We start from the raw sequence: 15978 nt of genomic DNA on the forward strand, positions 1-15978 counted from the left end.
CTTACTCCTTTAGGACGGTCAATTCAACCCTCCGATTACGCATGCGTCCTGCCTCATCTTCATTACTGGCAACAGGGCGGCTTGCTCCATAACCTTGGGCTTTAATTTGATTCAAATCAATACCTTTTGTTAAGAGATATTGAAGCACAGCTTCTGCTTTTGCCTGAGTGAGTGCTGTTTGACCGAGCGCAGTCCCCTGATTGTCGGTATGTGCGGATATTTCTACGAGTACTTGCGGGTATGTTTTGAGCAACTCTGCTAATTGATCCAGAATCGGATAGGAGTCTTCGGTTAATACTGCCTGTGTAGGTATGAAAGAAACTTTACTTAAATCAAGTTGTTCGAGTACATGTTTCTTCGAGGGTGTATATAGTTTACCTAAAGCCAAGTCAGTGGTTTTAGGCTGAGTGGTTTGACTAGTTTTAGGAGCAGGAGCAATTGTCACTTGATTATGGATAGTCCTTACGCCATCAACACCGCCCACAATTTCTAAAATGGCTTCTAAGGAGGTTTCTTGAGTTAAAATGCCACTGATATGGCCATCACGGCCTTGAAAGTAGACGTTAACCGTAGGTAAATTAGCTTCAGCTAAAGCGGTTCTTGCTTTTTGTGCTAAATCATTCTCAATGGTTGATTGTTTCCACAGTAAAGTCAGTCCAGTCAAGCTAAAAGCCATTAATAGCGCCAAAATAGATAAGCGCATAGATAAGCGCATAAAAATTTGGTGCTTATAGTCATTCTTGCTAGGCATAAACAACTCCACTAAGTAGCCTTTATTGAAGACAGACAAAACAACCTGATCAAGCAGCTTGCCATCAGTTGAGTCAGGTTGGTTACAAAGCTGGGTTTGTGATCGCAACTTTGAGGGTATTTAACTTAAAAATGAGAGAATTTCCCGTGCTTCCTGTTGTTGACGCTGTCCGCCTTCACGTAACACTTCTTTTAATAAAGAGCTGGCTGCCGTAGAGTCACGCAAGTCTAAATAGGCACGAACAATATCCAACTTGATAGCGGCATCAAGGTTATCGTCATTGGCTGCAGCGACTGATTGAGCCGCTACACTAGGTGCTAAAGGTGAAAATTCACTAGTAGTCGATAACTCAGTAAAGCTAGCCTGTATTGGCATATCGGTAGCAGCAACAGTAGCTGGCGTTACTATTGGTGGATTAGTCGTTGTCTGCTTTGTTTCATGAGTTGGCGTAGTTAGATTTTTACTATGGCGTCCCAGTAGCCAACCTACTGGTAGCATGAAAAGAGCTAATAACCAAGGTAACCAAGAACCATGCTGTTTTTCTAAACTGGCTTTATTAAGTTCAGCATTAGCACGTGCAGCATTAGCAAGTAATAATTCTTTTTGAGAGCTTTCTAATTGTATTTTAGTTTCGTTTACTTGTCCTGTTAAGGCCGCCATGGTTTGATCACGCTCTTTTAATTGTTGTTGCGCGGTTTCTAAATCAGCTTGGAGCTTATTTTTATCAGTAAGGAGTTGCTCATTGGCTGCTTCGATCTCGTCTAATTGCTGCAGCAAAATGGCAGGATCAGGCGCATCCGAATTGGCAGGTGCAGTGTCAGGAGTTGCAGCAACCGGTGGGGATGATGCCGTTACTTCGGTCGGCTGACCCGCTTGCAGAGTTTGTAGTTGTTGTTTTAATTGATCTCGTTCTTGTTCTAATTGTTTTTTATCAGCAAGAATCTGCTCATTCGCACTTTCAATTTCATCTAATTGTTGTTGTAGAATTGTCGGATCTAACGTGTCCGTTGAGGTGGCTTCTGGACTGGTACTAGCTGTTTCATTATTTACAGTAGAAGTCTCTTGGCTAGCGAGCTTAGTTTCTAATTGCTTTTTGTCAGCTTCAAGTGTTTGTAGTTGCTTTTTTAGCTCCTCTTGTTCTGTCAGCAGTTTGTTTTTATCAGCTAGTATTTGTTCGTTGGCACTCTCAATTTCATCTAATTGCTGCATCAAGATCGCTGGATCAGGTGCATCTGTCTGTACGTTTTGTGCTGTAGTGGTTGCTGTTGTAGCTAGGTCTTTAAGCTCTTTAGCTAATTGTTCTTTTTCTGCTTCTAAGGTTTTGAGCTGGCTTTGTAACTTAGCTAGCTCTTTATCATCATTAGGGGTACTGGTACTAGCCGTTTCAGGTTTTAGTTCAGGGGTCTGTAGGTTGGGAATCGTAAGCGGATCAGGTAAGAGCAAGGTTTTACCAACGATTAGTTGGTGTACGCTTTGATTTTTAAAGCTAGCCAAATTAGCTTCAAAAATGGCTTGGGTTAAAACTTTGCTAGTTTTATAGTTAGGATAATGCTCCGCAAGAATTGTGCTTAAGGTATCGCCTGCTTTGACTTCAATACTTTTTTCTGCAGCCTGCACTACATTAACAGCATTAAAGGCAAGCAAGCTAATTGTTAAAGTTAAAGCAGGAACACGCAGCGGGCTATTCATTTAAGTCACCAAAGTATCCATTAAGTCGATCATGAACTCCGTATCCTCCTGCTGGAGGATTTCCCAATCGGTGAAGCCTAGATTATGCAAGGCGTCGCGACCTTTTAGATCGGAGCTCATATTGGCCAGTATTGTTTTCAGGGTTTCATGCTCTACTTGTAAATGAGAGTCTACCAGCAGAACATGTCGAATGTCGTGAATTTGGCTACGAAGTAACTCCCGTAACTGACTACGCACGACCCGAGACAAGCCATCATAAGCTTCTGCTAAGAAAAAGCCGACATCTACTTTGCCTTGTAGAACTAATTTAGCGACTACTACATAAGTATCAGCAGTGACACTTTGTAGAGTTTGGCGTGTGATATCAGCTGGCTCTAACAGAATAGAACTTATTGTATTTACATCTGGGGCCTCTGTCACAGCGGCTCGGCAAGTCATTGGCAAATCTTCAATACATTTCACTGGCGAATCAATATTGACTGCAATCACTGCCTCATCAGATTTGCCAACAGCGGCGGCAATAGCCTTAAAGCCTTTTTCACGCACCAACATGGCTGCATCAAAAGGATTGGCATAGGATAATACCAATTTGATCGCGTTGAATCGCTTCTCGTTGCTTTTGGAAGCTAGGGAATAACTCTAAACGGATGGGGTGACCCCATTGTTTTTGTAACCAAGTATTAAAAATATACCACCCTGCAATCCGATCAGGACCAATATCAGGGCTTATCGTCATGACTGTGCGCATCATACGGCAGTTCCTTCGGTATTCATTTGTGCATAAAGTTGAATACATTCCTGTACTTTTGCCCGTGAAGGCTTACGCCGTACTGAGGTATAACCGGTGATGATGCCATGACGGATATTGGGAATAACAGTGGCATAAACCCAATAGAAACAACCATCTTTGCGTAGGTTTTTGACATATCCATGCCACTGTTTGCCTTGCTGAACCGTGTCCCAAAGATCTTGAAAGGCGGCGGCAGGCATATCAGGATGGCGTAGAATATGATGTGGACGACCAATCAACTCTGCTTGTTCGTAACCAGACATTTCCACAAATGAAGGATTACAATGGGTAATGATTCCTGCTAGATCAGTTCGCGACACAATGAGTTTTCCCTCAGGGAAGGGCACTTCTTCATTTTTGATGAGCACTTGTCGCATAGTGCCATCGTGATATATCAATTGCACGAATGGACTTATCATTGATATGACTCTCTAAGTCGAAATGGATGCTATTTTTAGTTATGGCTTATAGTTAGAAGCTATCCAAGGAAAAAGCTTATCCTTTAGATAAGCTTCGCAATACTTTCTGAAGCACGCTTTACGTCCAAGAAAATTAAACCTAGACGTGCATTGGGTTTAGCTAATACAGTGACTACCGCGTCTTTGCCTGCGTGGGTCATTAGAATGTAGCCATGGCCGCCTTTGATTAGTACTTGTTCGAGTCCACCACGAGCCAACTCTTCAGCGGTACGATCCCCTAAAGATAGCATTGCCGCGCTCATCGCACCTACGCGATCCTCATCCATGCCAGCAGGCAACATAGAGGCCATCATTAAACCATCGGTGGATAAGACTGCTGATGCTTCAATATCTGCAGACGAGCCATTTAAATCACTGAGTATAGAATGCAGCATTTCAGAGCGCATTGATAAATCTCCAGTCGTAATTAATTAAAAGTATATGCAATAATTTGTAATATTTTGTGTTTTTTTGAGCAAACCGTCTAATTTTTATAAGGAGCCTAGCTCACTGCTCCCATAACGCATCTCCAAAGCCCAAACCAACTGTTTAAAAGCGGGTTGGTTCAACTGTGGGATGCCGCCGATAATTAAAGTGAAACGATTTTGCCCAATATAAATAGGCCAAAAGCCCACTTCACTATTACCGCTGGCGTCAATCAATCCCCAAGCGCGTTGTCGATAGCCTAGATTACCTTGTAACAACTCTTTATGACGTGCATAGACTGCAGTAAGATTCGCGCTTAAAGCCGCTAATTCCTCAGCAGCCTCATGCGGAAATCCAGCACTTCCTAGATAAAGTCCACGACTTTCCGCTAAGACTGCTTTACCCTCATCAGATAAAGTGCGAAGTAGTTGTGGTAGTAAACGCTCTAGCGTCTCCGGTGGAGCTTGTTCGCTATGCTCCAAGCCAATAATTAAACCTGCTTCCTGCAGCCAATGTACAAATTCGAGAGCGCGTTTTTTCTTTAGATTGCTTAACTCACAAGCAACTTCGGTGTTAAATAGCGGTGTCTGCGGATACTGGAGTAACTTATGGATGAAATCACGCCCTGACTCGGGCGTATTATCTTGGACAGCATAGTAAACACCACCCGGTGTCGCCCCAAGATAGAGATTTTCATTAAGAATGTATTCGCTCATCAGGTATTAATCCCAGGGTCGAGTGAGTACAGGAGCGCTTGCACCAAAGCTGTAATATCAGCTCGGCTGCGGGCATCCACTTCAAAAATCGGAGCCTTCAGTGATAATTGATCCAGCCATTGGCGGTAGTCATATAGATTAGGCGCACGTTGAATGTCCATGCGTGTTATCCCGACAACCATCTGTTGCTGTTCAATGAAGCGACGAAACGCATTAGTGTAAAAGCGCATATCTTGGAACGGATCTTTACGGGTATTATCTAGCAACAGAATGAGGCCAATGCCTCCTTTAGTCAGGATGTCCCACATAAAATCAAAACGTTCTTGACCGGGTGTACCATATAAATGGATACGCTCGTTCTCACCTAAGTGAATGAGTCCATAATCCATTGCTACCGTAGTTTGCGGTTTACGGCTTTTGGTCATATCAGAGGCTTGTTCATCTGTAGTGACGATGGCAATATCGCTAATCGACGCAATCGCAGTGGTTTTACCTGCTCCTACTGGTCCAGTAAAGATGATCTTTTTGTTGGTTGTACTCATAAACCTTAGTTTCCGCCCCCTCCGAGTAAGCGTTTCAACAGCCGTGAGAATAAGCCACGATTTTTCTTAGGTGTCTCTTTCTCTTGAATTTCGACTTTGCCTTCATCCATTGCCATTAGGCCTAATACGCTAGCTGCCGTGAAGAAAGCAAAAACATGGCGCTGTGGTATATCGAGCCTTTGCGCGACTTCAAACACAGTTCCCGGACGTTGCTGCCAAATTGCCGCAATACGCATCATATGCGGAATAGTTTCAACTCGTGTTAAATTTGGCCAATGCTTTAACACCCATCGCTGATTAAGATTGACATCACGATTCAAGCGTCCATGCGCAGCTAACAGGGTTACAGTCCATAGGAGGCTTTCTAAATTGTGGGTATGTTGTTTATCAGCTTGATAGGTTTGTTCTAACGTGGGCATTTCAGCAACAGTTGGCGTATACAAGTGTATCTTGCCTGCCTGAATGGGAGTATTGCAAAGGGTTGCAAAGGCGTCAGAGTTCAGGTCAAAACTGCTATAAGCTAGATTAGAGTTAGGCAACAATAAGATTTGATCATAAGTGTCAAATTTAAGCTGGATAGCAGTACCTGATTGCTTGGCTTGTTGTAAAGCACTCAGCAGTAATTTCAGTAAATAGTTGTCGGGTGTAAAGCGCTGTATGGCTGCTTGTGCATTGGCGGGATTAACATCAGCTTGTGTACCACAGAGTAGTTTCCAGCGCTGTTCTTGTTGTTCTTGATTTTTTTCTGGAGTGGCAATAGTCCCAAAATGTAAGAAGCTATGATTGTCTGCTTCTTCTGTAAGTACTGGTTCAGAAATATCACGAATTAAAGCTTTCGCAGGGAATATTGGTTTAGGTGGTTCCTTAGGAATGGATGGTATCAGCGGCTTTTCAGCCATAGGCTGTTTGGCTTGAATGATTGTATCTGCGTCATCTTTATCAAAATCTACTAGCAGTGACGGACGAGCTTTGCGTTGGCCTAAACCAAAAGGTTGTGCGGCTGTATTAGACTTTTGTGCTAAGGATTGGTGTAGAGGCGTAGCAACACTATACTCTCTCTCAGATTCTGACGCTCTACCTTGCGGTAATAAAGCACGTACTTGTTCAGCGGCATGGGTCAGTGCTTGCGAAGTCAAGGGTTTAGGTACCCAAATAGTATTGGGCAGTTGGACTTCACGTACTGATAAGACAATGCCTAGCTTATTAGTATCGGTGCGTCCATGCCATTCAAGGTCAGCACCTGGATGGTCAAAATCAATAATTAAGGTTTCAGCATCTGCTATTGAGGTGACTTTAAACAGTTGCTTGCCAGCTCCTGCAAAGAAAAACTCCAGTATTGCACGGTTGTGCGGGCTAATACTAAGCAATGCAATCCGTAGAGGATTTCCTGATGAATTCAGCATACGTCCTGCCCGTTATAATTAGTCCTCACCAATTGTTGGCCTCGCTTTGCTGAGCTTTCCAAGTCTCTGAAGGCTCAATACCTGCTGCTATTAATTCAGAAGTCAATTGGTTCAGTTTATCCTTATTGCGCGTATATTGGTAAATATTTAAGAGTTCTTGTTCAACAGCAGGGTTGTTGTGACCAGCCAATATTTCTTGCTCTAACAGCTCCTGTGCAATATCGATCTGCCCATATTCTAAACAAGCCTGTGCTTCTTCTAGTACCGAACCGTAATGGCTCGTTTCAACTTGACGCTCTACTGTAATCAGCGAGTGGTTTTTTTGGTTTTCGCCAGTTGCTAATACAGAGCCTAAACGCCACTCTCGATCTAAACCTTGATAAAAGTCTTCAGTTTGTAATTGCTTAAAAAATTGTACTGCTTCTGGAGACAGGTAAGGGCTGCATTGTTCCAGCATACGCTCTTTGAGCATTAAACCTGCTTCGTTGCCTAAAGCAAGATACAAGTCCATTAAACTACCTTCCATGCGGTCTGTCAGATCCTCACTATGAGTCAATAGAATTCTTTGAACATGAGCACGCAGATCTAAAGGGTAGCGGCGAATTTGATGCGATAAAAAACGCCAAGTTTGTAAAGCATCATAGTTTGGCGAGAGTCTTAAGGTTTTTTCATCCAGAATACGAAAGGCCAAAGATAAGGCAACAGAAGTAACCGAACTTCCACCCGGAAAAATTTTTTCAAGCATATCAGGCCAAGGGCAGCTAAAAAACTCTAATATTTTATAGTGTTTAACTATAAAGACGATACAGCTTTTTGAATAATAACCTATAAAATGTCACAGAAAATTTTTTTGGATCAATGGCAGCTAAGGTTAAGGTCTAAGGTACAGAGCTTGATGTTACAGCTTTATTAAGTCAGCATGGCAGGCAAATAGCGGAAACTGGGGTGGAGCGTGTTATATCTAATTGGACAAATATTAGTTATTGTTTTAGTTGCAACTTTTGCTGGTTTGGGCTTAGGTTGGTGGTCAAGAAGCCTCATGGCAGATTTTCGTTCACAAGCGACGACGACTAATGAAGAGGAAATAGATCCTTTTGGCGCGCGCTCACGCTTAGAGCAATGTCATCGGGATAATGCTGCATTACGTCGCGATTTGCGCGAAACTGAAGAACAGCTAGAGCAATTGCAAAAAGCGAAGGAACTCACTCGTGAGGGTGATATGGTGGGTCGCTTGCAGGCTGCCGAGGGGCGGGTTCAGGCGTTATTGGATGATTTACAGGTACGTGATGACACTATTGCGGTACTTGAAAAAGAGCTTGATACCTTACGTGCCCGCTCATAATTAATTAACATGAACTAATAACATAACATTTAACATTGAGGAATTTTATATGGCTAAAAAGGGAGCGGGCGCAGCTTCTCTGTTTGAAGCTGATATCGAGATAGTAGGTGATATCTCATTTGCAGGTGAGCTATATCTGCAGGGACGCGTAAACGGTAATATTATGGCTTCAGGCGAGTCAGGAGCCTCTCTCTTTTTGCAGGAGCATAGCGAGGTCAATGGTGAGATTCGCGCGCCTACATTGGTAGTTTCTGGGCGAGTTGCTGGAGATATTTACTCCACTCGGCGGGTTACTTTAAAATCCAGTGCTGATGTCGTAGGCAACATTCATTATGCAGAAATTTTGGTTGAACAGGGCGCAAGCGTGAATGGTATGCTAGTATCCTTAGGGCAAACCGAGCAAAAATTATAAAAAGCTAAAAAAATACATCATGTCACCAAAATAGTGCTAGCCTCTATTTTGATGAGGTTTTACTGTTATACATACATGGTGTTGTGAAAAAAAAACAGTTATGATGCGGCAGTGCATCAATTAAGTTTCTTCCTGATGTTTTTTTGCTTTTGTGGAGATTAAAAATGAATTATCGTGTTGTTTTAGCTACTTTAATGGCTGCTTTTGTTTTGACTGCTTGTGGTAAGAAAGAAGAGCCACCGAAAACTGAAGCAGCTCCTGCTGCGACAACTGCTCCAGCGGCCGCTCCTGCTGATGCAGCCGCAACTGCTCCAGCAGCGGCTCCTGCTGCAACAACTGCTCCAGCCGCTGGCGAAGCTCCAAAGCCACAATAAGCTTAAGTTTATTGAGCTTGCTTGAGTCTTAATAGCAGGGTGGATTTCCACCCTGTTTTTATTTGAAATCCCGCATTTATTTTCAGCTCTGGCATAATTCCTTAATTGCTTATCAAGGATCATGCTATGTCTTACTACAAACACCATGTGTTTTTCTGTACTAATCAACGCAGCAATGGGGACACGAGTTGTCAGGATTTTCACGCGGCTGAGATGCGTGACTACGCCAAACAACGCTGTAAAGAGTTAGGTTTGCATAAGGATCAGCAAGTGCGTATCAATAGTGCAGGTTGTTTGAATCGTTGTGAGCTTGGGCCGGTCGTAGTTATCTATCCAGAGGCTACTTGGTACACTTGGGTCGATAAAACTGATATCGATGAAATCATTGAAAGCCATCTAGTGAATGGTAAGCCAGTAGAACGTTTGTTATTGGATTAAGCCGGCATGCAAACTGAGCGTTTAAAGCACTATGGTCGCTTGATTCGTTTCGACCGGCCTATTGGTTCGTTGTTGCTATTATGGCCTACCTATTGGGCTTTATGGATAGCGGAACAAGGTTTTCCAGGTTGGAAGTTAGTTATTATTTTCAGTCTGGGTACTTTCCTGATGCGTTCTGCAGGCTGTGCTATCAATGATATTGCAGACCGTAAAGTCGATGGGTATGTGGAGCGCACTAAGCTACGCCCGCTAGCGACGGGTGCTGTTTCGGTACAAGAAGCTTTAGGAGTTTTTGGTGGCTTAGTGTTCTTAGCTTTTCTGTTGGTGCTGCAGCTTAATGCTCTGACGATAGGTTTTTCCTTAATAGCGGTGCTGCTTGCGGCTAGCTATCCTTTTATGAAGCGTTACCATCACTGGCCACAGGTCTATTTGGGGGTCGCCTTTGCTTGGGGGATTCCGATGGCATTTACTACTATCCAAAATCAGTTTCCGCCCTTGGTCGCTTGGGTATTACTGCTGGCTAATGTGGCTTGGACAACCGCTTATGACACGATGTATGCCATGTGCGACCGCGAAGATGATTTAAAAATTGGTGTCAAATCAACAGCAATTATCTTTGGTGAGCATGACCGCTTAATAGTGGGAGTCCTACAAGTAGCCACTTTAGTTTTATTGCTGTGGGCAGGCCTCTTGGCTGACTTAGATCTTTGGTTCTGGCTAAGTCTTGTGGTAGCAGCTGGATTTTTTGTTTATCAGCAGTATTTGATTCGGAATCGTGATCGTTGGTTAAGTTTGCGTGCCTTTTTGAACAATAACTGGGTCGGACTGATCTTGTTTATTGGGATTGTCTTGAGTTATAGCGTGGCTTAACGGTTTTCTGCACTGAGTAAATTCCGCTACAATCGGCATCTTTATGTTCGGAGCTTTAGAGCCTGTTATGTCCAGACAATCTAGTTTTAACCGCGAAGAGCTATTGCAATGCGGGCGTGGAGAAATGTTCGGTTCCGGGAATGCACAATTGCCCGTACCTAACATGCTGATGATGGATCGCATTGTGCATATTAGTGATGAGGGCGGTACTCATGGCAAGGGAGAAATTCTTGCCGAACTAGATATTAAACCGGAGCTTTGGTTTTTTGACTGCCATTTTCCCGGTGATCCGGTAATGCCGGGTTGTCTAGGGTTGGATGCCATGTGGCAAATGGTCGGGTTTTATCTGGCGTGGTTAGGCAATCCCGGGCATGGACGTGCTTTGGGCGTTGGTGAAGTGAAATTTTTTGGGCAAGTTTTACCAAAGGCGCAAAAAGTCACTTACAAAATTAATCTGAAGCGCGTGATTACCCGCAAGCTGGTAATGGGAATCGCAGATGGTAGTCTAGAAGTCGATGGCCGTGAAATTTATACGGCGCAAGACTTACGGGTCGGTTTATTTACGAGTACCGATAATTTCTGAGCACGCAGAACAGCTAGATAAAGTTAATTTGGATTTATGAATCTCACTTGTCAGCACTTAGTTAGTTTCATAAATAGTGTTTGCGGTGAGGGCGTGGGGTTTGCTACCATAGCGCCCTTTTCGTATTAACCGATAAATTTTGAGGACGCTCGGCATGAAGCCCGAAATTCACCCTAATTATAGAGAAGTCGTATTCCAAGATCTCGCCAGCGGCTTCACTTTTCTGACCCGCTCTACCGTAGAAACTCGTGAAACTATCGAGTATGAAGGTGCTACTTATCCTTTACTGAAAGTAGAGATTTCTAGCCAATCGCATCCTTTCTACACTGGCAAACAAGCTGTGAAGAGTACTGCCGGTCAGATCGATAAGTTTAATCGCCGTTTTTCACGCGGCAAGTAAATACGAGTTTTGCCTGAGGTTTCAGGAGTAAAGACACAAAGTATTTAACTTAAGCTTCTAAAATGCCCCAATTTAGGGGCGTTTTTGTTTCTGGATAAATAGCTCTGGGCAAGTTTTTGCTCAAATTGCAGTTACCTTTAAATTTAAAAATGCCTTCTATCGATACAAATCACAGATCCTCCTCGCTAGTAGAGTTTAGTTTCTAAAAAGTTGGAGCTGGTTGATAACGACCTTCCACCGCTTTTTTCGGATGTTGTGAGGCGGCTAGTACTAGGCGCTCACCTTGTTGGCGAATACAATAGCGCAAGCCTAGTTTATAGCAATGTTCGGCATTACGGGTTTCACCCATGATTTCTAAAAGTTCCGCTAGCTCTAAATAGCCTTCTGGGTCAGGAGCTTGATTTAAACTGGTTTCATAATAGGATTTAGCAACTCCCCAGAGTTGTTGCTGGCGATGTAAACGCGCTAATAACAATAAACTAACTGGATTTGAGGGCTGTTGAGCTAACCATGTCTCAGCTTTACGCACCGCTAAAGCCAGATTAAGGTGATCGAGCCGTCCATATAGGTCAGCTAATTGGGGATACCAAGCGTTTGCATGCGCATTACTAATAAACTGCTCAGCTAGTTGGTCACCACCGGCCTGATGTAAAGCTTTAGTGTATACTGTCATGGCTTCAGTTTGATCACGAATTGCAGTGGGTAATTTTTTCCAAAGCGTTTGCAGCTTTTCGGTGTTTTTTTGCCCCGCATACTGACTAAATAAACCGATCAAAGTAGCTGCTTGTACATGACCCATGCTTTCACTGTTTAAGAGATTAAGCTTTTGTAAATCAGGTAGTAAGTCGAGTAAAGCTTCCCAGTTTTGTTGCTTATACAAAACTTTGGCCAGTAGTTTGGTCACATAGGCATTTTTAGGAGCAAGACTACGCAGGTTTAAGAGGGTAGCTTGGGCTTGTTCTAATTGTTCGGCCGACAATTGCATCTCTGCTTGCGAAACGCCTACCGCAATTTGTGCACTATGGTCACTTTCAATCGCTTTTCTTAAAAGCTCATCACGGCGCTCAGGCGCTTCCTGCATATGTGCAGCCCTCGCTGCACCTAAGTAGTTTAATAAAGGCGTTTCACTATACTCAGCATGTTCGGTAAGCAATTGCTCTGCCCTATCCCAATGCCCTTCAGTTAATTGAATTAAGCCCTGATTGAGGCAGCGGTTGGCTTTGGTGTGCAAACGATGATTGCGTAAACGATAATAGCGCTGCCGTAAACCCAGCACTTCACGCACTAAAGTGACGCCTAAATAAAACACAGTACAAGCACCTAATACTAAGAGAGCTAGGGTAGCGGTGGTGAGTTCATAAACTTGACTGCCCCATTTAATAAAACTTGGACCAGAGTGAGCTAAGATTTGCTGAGCGACCCAAAATCCACCTAAGCCCAGTAAAACACATAAGAGAATGAAGCGCATCATGGTTTACGCTCTCCGGCTAAAGTAGCATTGCGTGCTTTTTCCAATTGTGCCAAGCTCGCTGAAATATCGGGCAAAGCAGGCTGTAGATTCAATTGATCTAGCTGCAGTAGAGGTTCTATTAAAGTAGTGGCTTGGTTTTTGGGGTAATAAGCTTGCAAAGTATCACGAATCAAAGCGATTTGTTGATGATAGCTCTGATCTTGGCGTTGCAGTGCCATCAAACGTAGATTCTCTAAACGCAACAAAAGCAATTGGTGCAAGCTTTGCCGTGACTCGGTATCTAGGGCATTGGCTAAAGGCTGATCGACTTGATGTACAATCACGGCTTCATTCAAGGTATTAAGCGCTTTTCGTTTATATTCTTGCCAAAGTGAGTGATCTTCATTCGTATTAGCTTCATTCGTCTTAGCGGGACTTGAAGCTGGGCTGGGTAATGATTTCGCAAGTTGGGTAGACAATTCCAAGCTTAGAGTATTAATGCGTTGAGATAAGTCGATTAAGTCTGGCTCTGCAAAGGCTTCTAAACTAGCAATATCCTTAGCTAATTGTTGGCGCACTGGTAAAAAGCTGACTGAACCTAATTTACCTAATAATAAGTCGGCTTCTTTTAGGGCTGCTAAAGCAGCGCCTTTGGTAGCCGTTAGATGCAACTCTTGATTTGCCATGCGTAACAGAAAGGCAACTTCTTCAATCTGCCAATCATGTCCGGTTTTGGGTGCTACCGTTTGTTGTAGACGTGCTTGGAGGGTAGTGATTTGTTGAACTTGTGTGGTCACTGTTTCAGCAAATTGGCGGGTTTCATGATTCATTTGTGCCATTTTTTGTAAGTTTGTATTGGCTTCGGTAGATAACTTCTCTACTGTTTGATTCACGTCCTTGCGTAAAGACCCTAAAGCGCTGCTGTCCGCTTTTTGGCTAAGTGTTTTGTCTAACTTAGTGATGCGGACTTGGCTGTCATTAGCCTTAGTATTCATGCGTTGCCAATGTTTGTAGCCCGTAGCAATGCCCACCACGGTGAAAAATAAAGCTAAAAAAGCTATAAATAAAGCAAAGCTTGCGCTTTTGGCTTTGGGATGTGAGCTTAGATAGTGTGACTCAGTAAAAGCTGTGGTTTCAGATTTTTCGATCATGCTTCGTTGTCCTGTTGCCACTGGATTAAGGCCGCCAGCATCGCGTCATCGGCTGGGCTTTTGGCAACAATTATTTTATGTTTAAAGCCGCGTTGCTGAGCATCAGCAGCGATGCGCTCGCTGCCTACAAGGATAGGGTAGTGATATATCCATGTTTCTGCTGCTAAAACTTGCAAGAGGTTACGCAAAGTCTCACTACTGGTTATACAGATTATATCAATACTGTGAGTATCATGGAGTTGTTTTAAGGCTGACGCCGATCCGGTCACACGACGCTGATACACCTTGGCATAGCTCACCTTAGCTCCTCTAGCACTAAGGGTTTCGGCTAAGACTTCACGTCCGGTGTCACCACGCACGATTAAAACCTTCTTTCCTGTCAAATCATGTACTGGCGGTAAGGCTAAAAAATCTTCACTGGTAAAACCCTGTTCAGGGACGAGGCTAGGTTGTAAACCATATTTATTTAAAGCGGCTGCCGTTTGCTTACCAATTGCCCCCAGTTGAGTTGCTTGCAGACTGCTAAAGTCTTGAAAAAAACTTAAGCCACATGCCACCGCATTAGCACTAATGAAAATAATCCAATCATAGGCTTGCTGGTGAATGGCTAGTAAACTATCTGGAGCTTGTTTAGCTGGCTCAATCGCCATCACGGGGAAAAGCTGTGGTTTAGCGCCTGCATTCAATAAGAGTTCATGAAAGCACCCAGCTTGATGCGCTGGGCGGGTGACGAGTACTTGGAGACCTGCAAGCGGCAAGTTCATAGATCAGTGATGAGCTAAACCTAAAACACTCAGGATTTTACCCCCACCTTGAGTAAGTAAAGAGTCAGCAATTAAAATGCCCAAAGCTTCTGGGTCTTGAGGGTCACCAACCGCTTCTGCTCTAAACAGCGCCGAACCATCTGGATAACCCAATAAACCTCGCATACGCAATGTTTCACCTTCCAGTTCAGCAAAGCCTGCAATCGGAACTTGGCAGCCACCGTGTAGGCGATGATTCATGGCACGTTCCGCACGGACGCGAATTAAAGTTTCTGGGTGAATCAAAGGTGCTAATAGCGGCTCGATGCGTGGGTCATTTACTCGACACTCAATCCCAATCGCACCTTGACCGACCGCAGGTAAGCTTTGTTCAGGTGATAAATAGCTGGTGATCCGCGCTTCAAATTGCATACGGATGAGTCCAGCCGCTGCCAGAATAATCGCGTCGTATTCACCCTTATCTAATTTAGCGAGACGGGTATTAATATTGCCGCGTAAATCTTTAGTTTTTAGATGAGGATAACGTGCTAGCAATTGCATTTGGCGGCGTAAGCTACAAGTACCGATCACTGCACCTGCTGGCAATTCATCTAAAGATTGATAATTATTAGACACAAAGGCATCGCGAGGATCTTCCCGCTCCATCATCACAGCAAGATGCAAGCCTTCAGGAAATTCCATCGGTACATCTTTCATGGAATGCACGGCAATGTCAGCGCTACCTTCCAACATGCCAAGTTCAAGCTCTTTAACAAATAAGCCCTTGCCGCCAATCCGGGATAAGGGGCTATCGAGAATTTTATCACCACGGGTGGTCATACCTACTAATTCAATGTGTAAATCACTATGTAAAGCTTGTAAGCGGGCAGCGACATGCTCAGCTTGCCATAAAGCAAGTGGGCTAGTACGTGTGGCAATGCGGATAAGTTCAGCCATAAAGTCGTGGGGAAGCCATTAAAACTTTCGCACTTTACGGTAAATAATTTGAGACTTCCAGCAGCACCGTCAAGGACAAGGGGAAGGATTTAGGCGTGGGGTACTAAATAGCGCACATCAATATAACAAGAGGGTCGATGGGATAAAGGTGGATAAACATGCAGCCAATAAAGATTATCACGTTTGAGCATACCTTCTTCAATGGCAACCAGATCGACTAAACTGCCATTATATAAACGAATCATCACATCGGCATTTTTTGTAGGACTACGCCGACATTCAATGGGTGCATAATTGATTGCGGCAGTATTGACTTTATACACAGTCGCTATTGGGCGGCTACTCAAATCAGCAATGGTTAGAATATTGCCATTATCTGCACAAGCAGTCAGTAGGGCAGTACTAAAAATAATGAAGAGATAAAATATGCCTCGCATGCGGTACTCGCTTGTTTTTTACCTATATACCTGCTGGTCACCACAA

22 protein-coding genes are annotated in these 15978 nt (G+C 43.7%); 7 read left to right on the top strand and 15 right to left on the bottom strand.

Going from position 1 to position 15978, the window contains the following annotated elements; all coding sequences use genetic code 11:
- Position 1: 1 nt before the first annotated feature.
- The 10 genes from Q0307_RS09915 to Q0307_RS09960 all read right to left on the bottom strand — a co-directional run bounded on the left by Q0307_RS09915 (position 2) and on the right by Q0307_RS09960 (position 7520).
- The gene (locus tag Q0307_RS09915; protein ID WP_298660038.1) at positions 2-751 is read right to left on the bottom strand and encodes an OmpA family protein; all 750 of its coding nucleotides are present in this window, start codon (positions 749-751) and stop codon (positions 2-4) included.
- Positions 752-871: 120 nt separating this feature from the next.
- Positions 872-2440 carry a FimV/HubP family polar landmark protein gene (locus Q0307_RS09920; RefSeq protein WP_298660040.1) on the bottom strand — a complete coding sequence of 523 codons (1569 nt, stop codon included), beginning with the start codon at positions 2438-2440 and terminating at the stop codon, positions 872-874.
- The gene (locus Q0307_RS09925; RefSeq protein WP_298660042.1) at positions 2441-3028 is read right to left on the bottom strand and encodes a PhnD/SsuA/transferrin family substrate-binding protein; all 588 of its coding nucleotides are present in this window, start codon (positions 3026-3028) and stop codon (positions 2441-2443) included.
- Positions 3000-3191, bottom strand: coding sequence for a hypothetical protein (locus Q0307_RS09930; protein WP_298660044.1), 192 nt, complete (start codon positions 3189-3191; stop codon positions 3000-3002). Before Q0307_RS09930 ends, Q0307_RS09925 begins: the two co-directional genes overlap by 29 nt.
- Positions 3188-3634, bottom strand: a complete 447-nt coding sequence (locus Q0307_RS09935; protein WP_298660046.1) for a PAS domain-containing protein — start codon at positions 3632-3634, stop codon at positions 3188-3190. Before Q0307_RS09935 ends, Q0307_RS09930 begins: the two co-directional genes overlap by 4 nt.
- Before the next feature lie 98 nt (positions 3635-3732).
- A complete protein-coding gene (locus Q0307_RS09940) occupies positions 3733-4095 on the bottom strand; it encodes a roadblock/LC7 domain-containing protein (protein ID WP_078922466.1) in 363 nt (120 codons plus the stop codon).
- Positions 4096-4179: 84 nt separating this feature from the next.
- Positions 4180-4830: a hypothetical protein gene (locus Q0307_RS09945; RefSeq protein ID WP_298660052.1), complete on the bottom strand. Its 651-nt coding sequence runs from the start codon at positions 4828-4830 to the stop codon at positions 4180-4182.
- Positions 4830-5372 (bottom strand): ATP/GTP-binding protein, encoded by a 543-nt coding sequence (locus Q0307_RS09950; protein WP_298660054.1) that lies wholly within the window; start codon positions 5370-5372, stop codon positions 4830-4832. The genes Q0307_RS09945 and Q0307_RS09950 overlap by 1 nt, the downstream gene beginning before the upstream one ends.
- Before the next feature lie 5 nt (positions 5373-5377).
- Entirely contained in the window at positions 5378-6775 is a 1398-nt protein-coding gene (locus Q0307_RS09955; protein WP_298660056.1) for a hypothetical protein, read from the bottom strand.
- Between the two features lie 25 nt (positions 6776-6800).
- A complete protein-coding gene (locus Q0307_RS09960; protein WP_298660059.1) occupies positions 6801-7520 on the bottom strand; it encodes a hypothetical protein in 720 nt (239 codons plus the stop codon).
- Between the two features lie 207 nt (positions 7521-7727).
- On the opposite strand from Q0307_RS09960, the gene Q0307_RS09965 reads away from it, so the two are divergent.
- The 7 genes from Q0307_RS09965 (at position 7728) to Q0307_RS09995 (ending at position 11194) form a co-directional block, all read left to right on the top strand.
- Entirely contained in the window at positions 7728-8117 is a 390-nt protein-coding gene (locus Q0307_RS09965) for an ABC transporter permease (RefSeq protein WP_298660061.1), read from the top strand.
- A 49-nt stretch (positions 8118-8166) separates the two neighbouring features.
- Positions 8167-8529, top strand: a complete 363-nt coding sequence (locus Q0307_RS09970) for a polymer-forming cytoskeletal protein (protein WP_298660064.1) — start codon at positions 8167-8169, stop codon at positions 8527-8529.
- A 164-nt stretch (positions 8530-8693) separates the two neighbouring features.
- Positions 8694-8903 (top strand): hypothetical protein, encoded by a 210-nt coding sequence (locus tag Q0307_RS09975; protein ID WP_298660066.1) that lies wholly within the window; start codon positions 8694-8696, stop codon positions 8901-8903.
- 126 nt (positions 8904-9029) lie between these two features.
- Complete coding sequence (locus tag Q0307_RS09980; RefSeq protein ID WP_298660068.1) at positions 9030-9341, top strand: NAD(P)H-dependent oxidoreductase subunit E; 312 nt, start codon at positions 9030-9032, stop codon at positions 9339-9341.
- Between the two features lie 6 nt (positions 9342-9347).
- A complete protein-coding gene (ubiA, locus tag Q0307_RS09985) occupies positions 9348-10211 on the top strand; it encodes a 4-hydroxybenzoate octaprenyltransferase (RefSeq protein WP_298660070.1) in 864 nt (287 codons plus the stop codon).
- A gap of 67 nt (positions 10212-10278) precedes the next feature.
- Positions 10279-10794: a 3-hydroxyacyl-[acyl-carrier-protein] dehydratase FabA gene (gene fabA / locus Q0307_RS09990; RefSeq protein ID WP_298660073.1), complete on the top strand. Its 516-nt coding sequence runs from the start codon at positions 10279-10281 to the stop codon at positions 10792-10794.
- A gap of 154 nt (positions 10795-10948) precedes the next feature.
- Positions 10949-11194: a type B 50S ribosomal protein L31 gene (locus tag Q0307_RS09995; protein ID WP_298608115.1), complete on the top strand. Its 246-nt coding sequence runs from the start codon at positions 10949-10951 to the stop codon at positions 11192-11194.
- Between the two features lie 202 nt (positions 11195-11396).
- On the opposite strand, the gene Q0307_RS10000 is transcribed toward Q0307_RS09995, so the two are convergent.
- The 5 genes from Q0307_RS10000 to Q0307_RS10020 form a co-directional block, all read right to left on the bottom strand.
- Entirely contained in the window at positions 11397-12665 is a 1269-nt protein-coding gene (locus Q0307_RS10000; RefSeq protein ID WP_298660075.1) for a heme biosynthesis HemY N-terminal domain-containing protein, read from the bottom strand.
- The gene (locus Q0307_RS10005; RefSeq protein ID WP_298660078.1) at positions 12662-13795 is read right to left on the bottom strand and encodes a uroporphyrinogen-III C-methyltransferase; all 1134 of its coding nucleotides are present in this window, start codon (positions 13793-13795) and stop codon (positions 12662-12664) included. Before Q0307_RS10005 ends, Q0307_RS10000 begins: the two co-directional genes overlap by 4 nt.
- A complete protein-coding gene (locus tag Q0307_RS10010) occupies positions 13792-14559 on the bottom strand; it encodes a uroporphyrinogen-III synthase (protein ID WP_298660080.1) in 768 nt (255 codons plus the stop codon). Before Q0307_RS10010 ends, Q0307_RS10005 begins: the two co-directional genes overlap by 4 nt.
- 3 nt (positions 14560-14562) lie before the next feature.
- The gene (gene hemC, locus Q0307_RS10015) at positions 14563-15495 is read right to left on the bottom strand and encodes a hydroxymethylbilane synthase (protein WP_298660082.1); all 933 of its coding nucleotides are present in this window, start codon (positions 15493-15495) and stop codon (positions 14563-14565) included.
- Between the two features lie 89 nt (positions 15496-15584).
- Positions 15585-15932 carry a hypothetical protein gene (locus Q0307_RS10020; protein WP_298660084.1) on the bottom strand — a complete coding sequence of 116 codons (348 nt, stop codon included), beginning with the start codon at positions 15930-15932 and terminating at the stop codon, positions 15585-15587.
- Between the last annotated feature and the right edge of the window lie 46 nt (positions 15933-15978).

The sequence above is a fragment of the uncultured Thiothrix sp. genome (assembly GCF_937873765.1).
Taxonomy (GTDB): Bacteria; Pseudomonadota; Gammaproteobacteria; order Thiotrichales; family Thiotrichaceae; genus Thiolinea.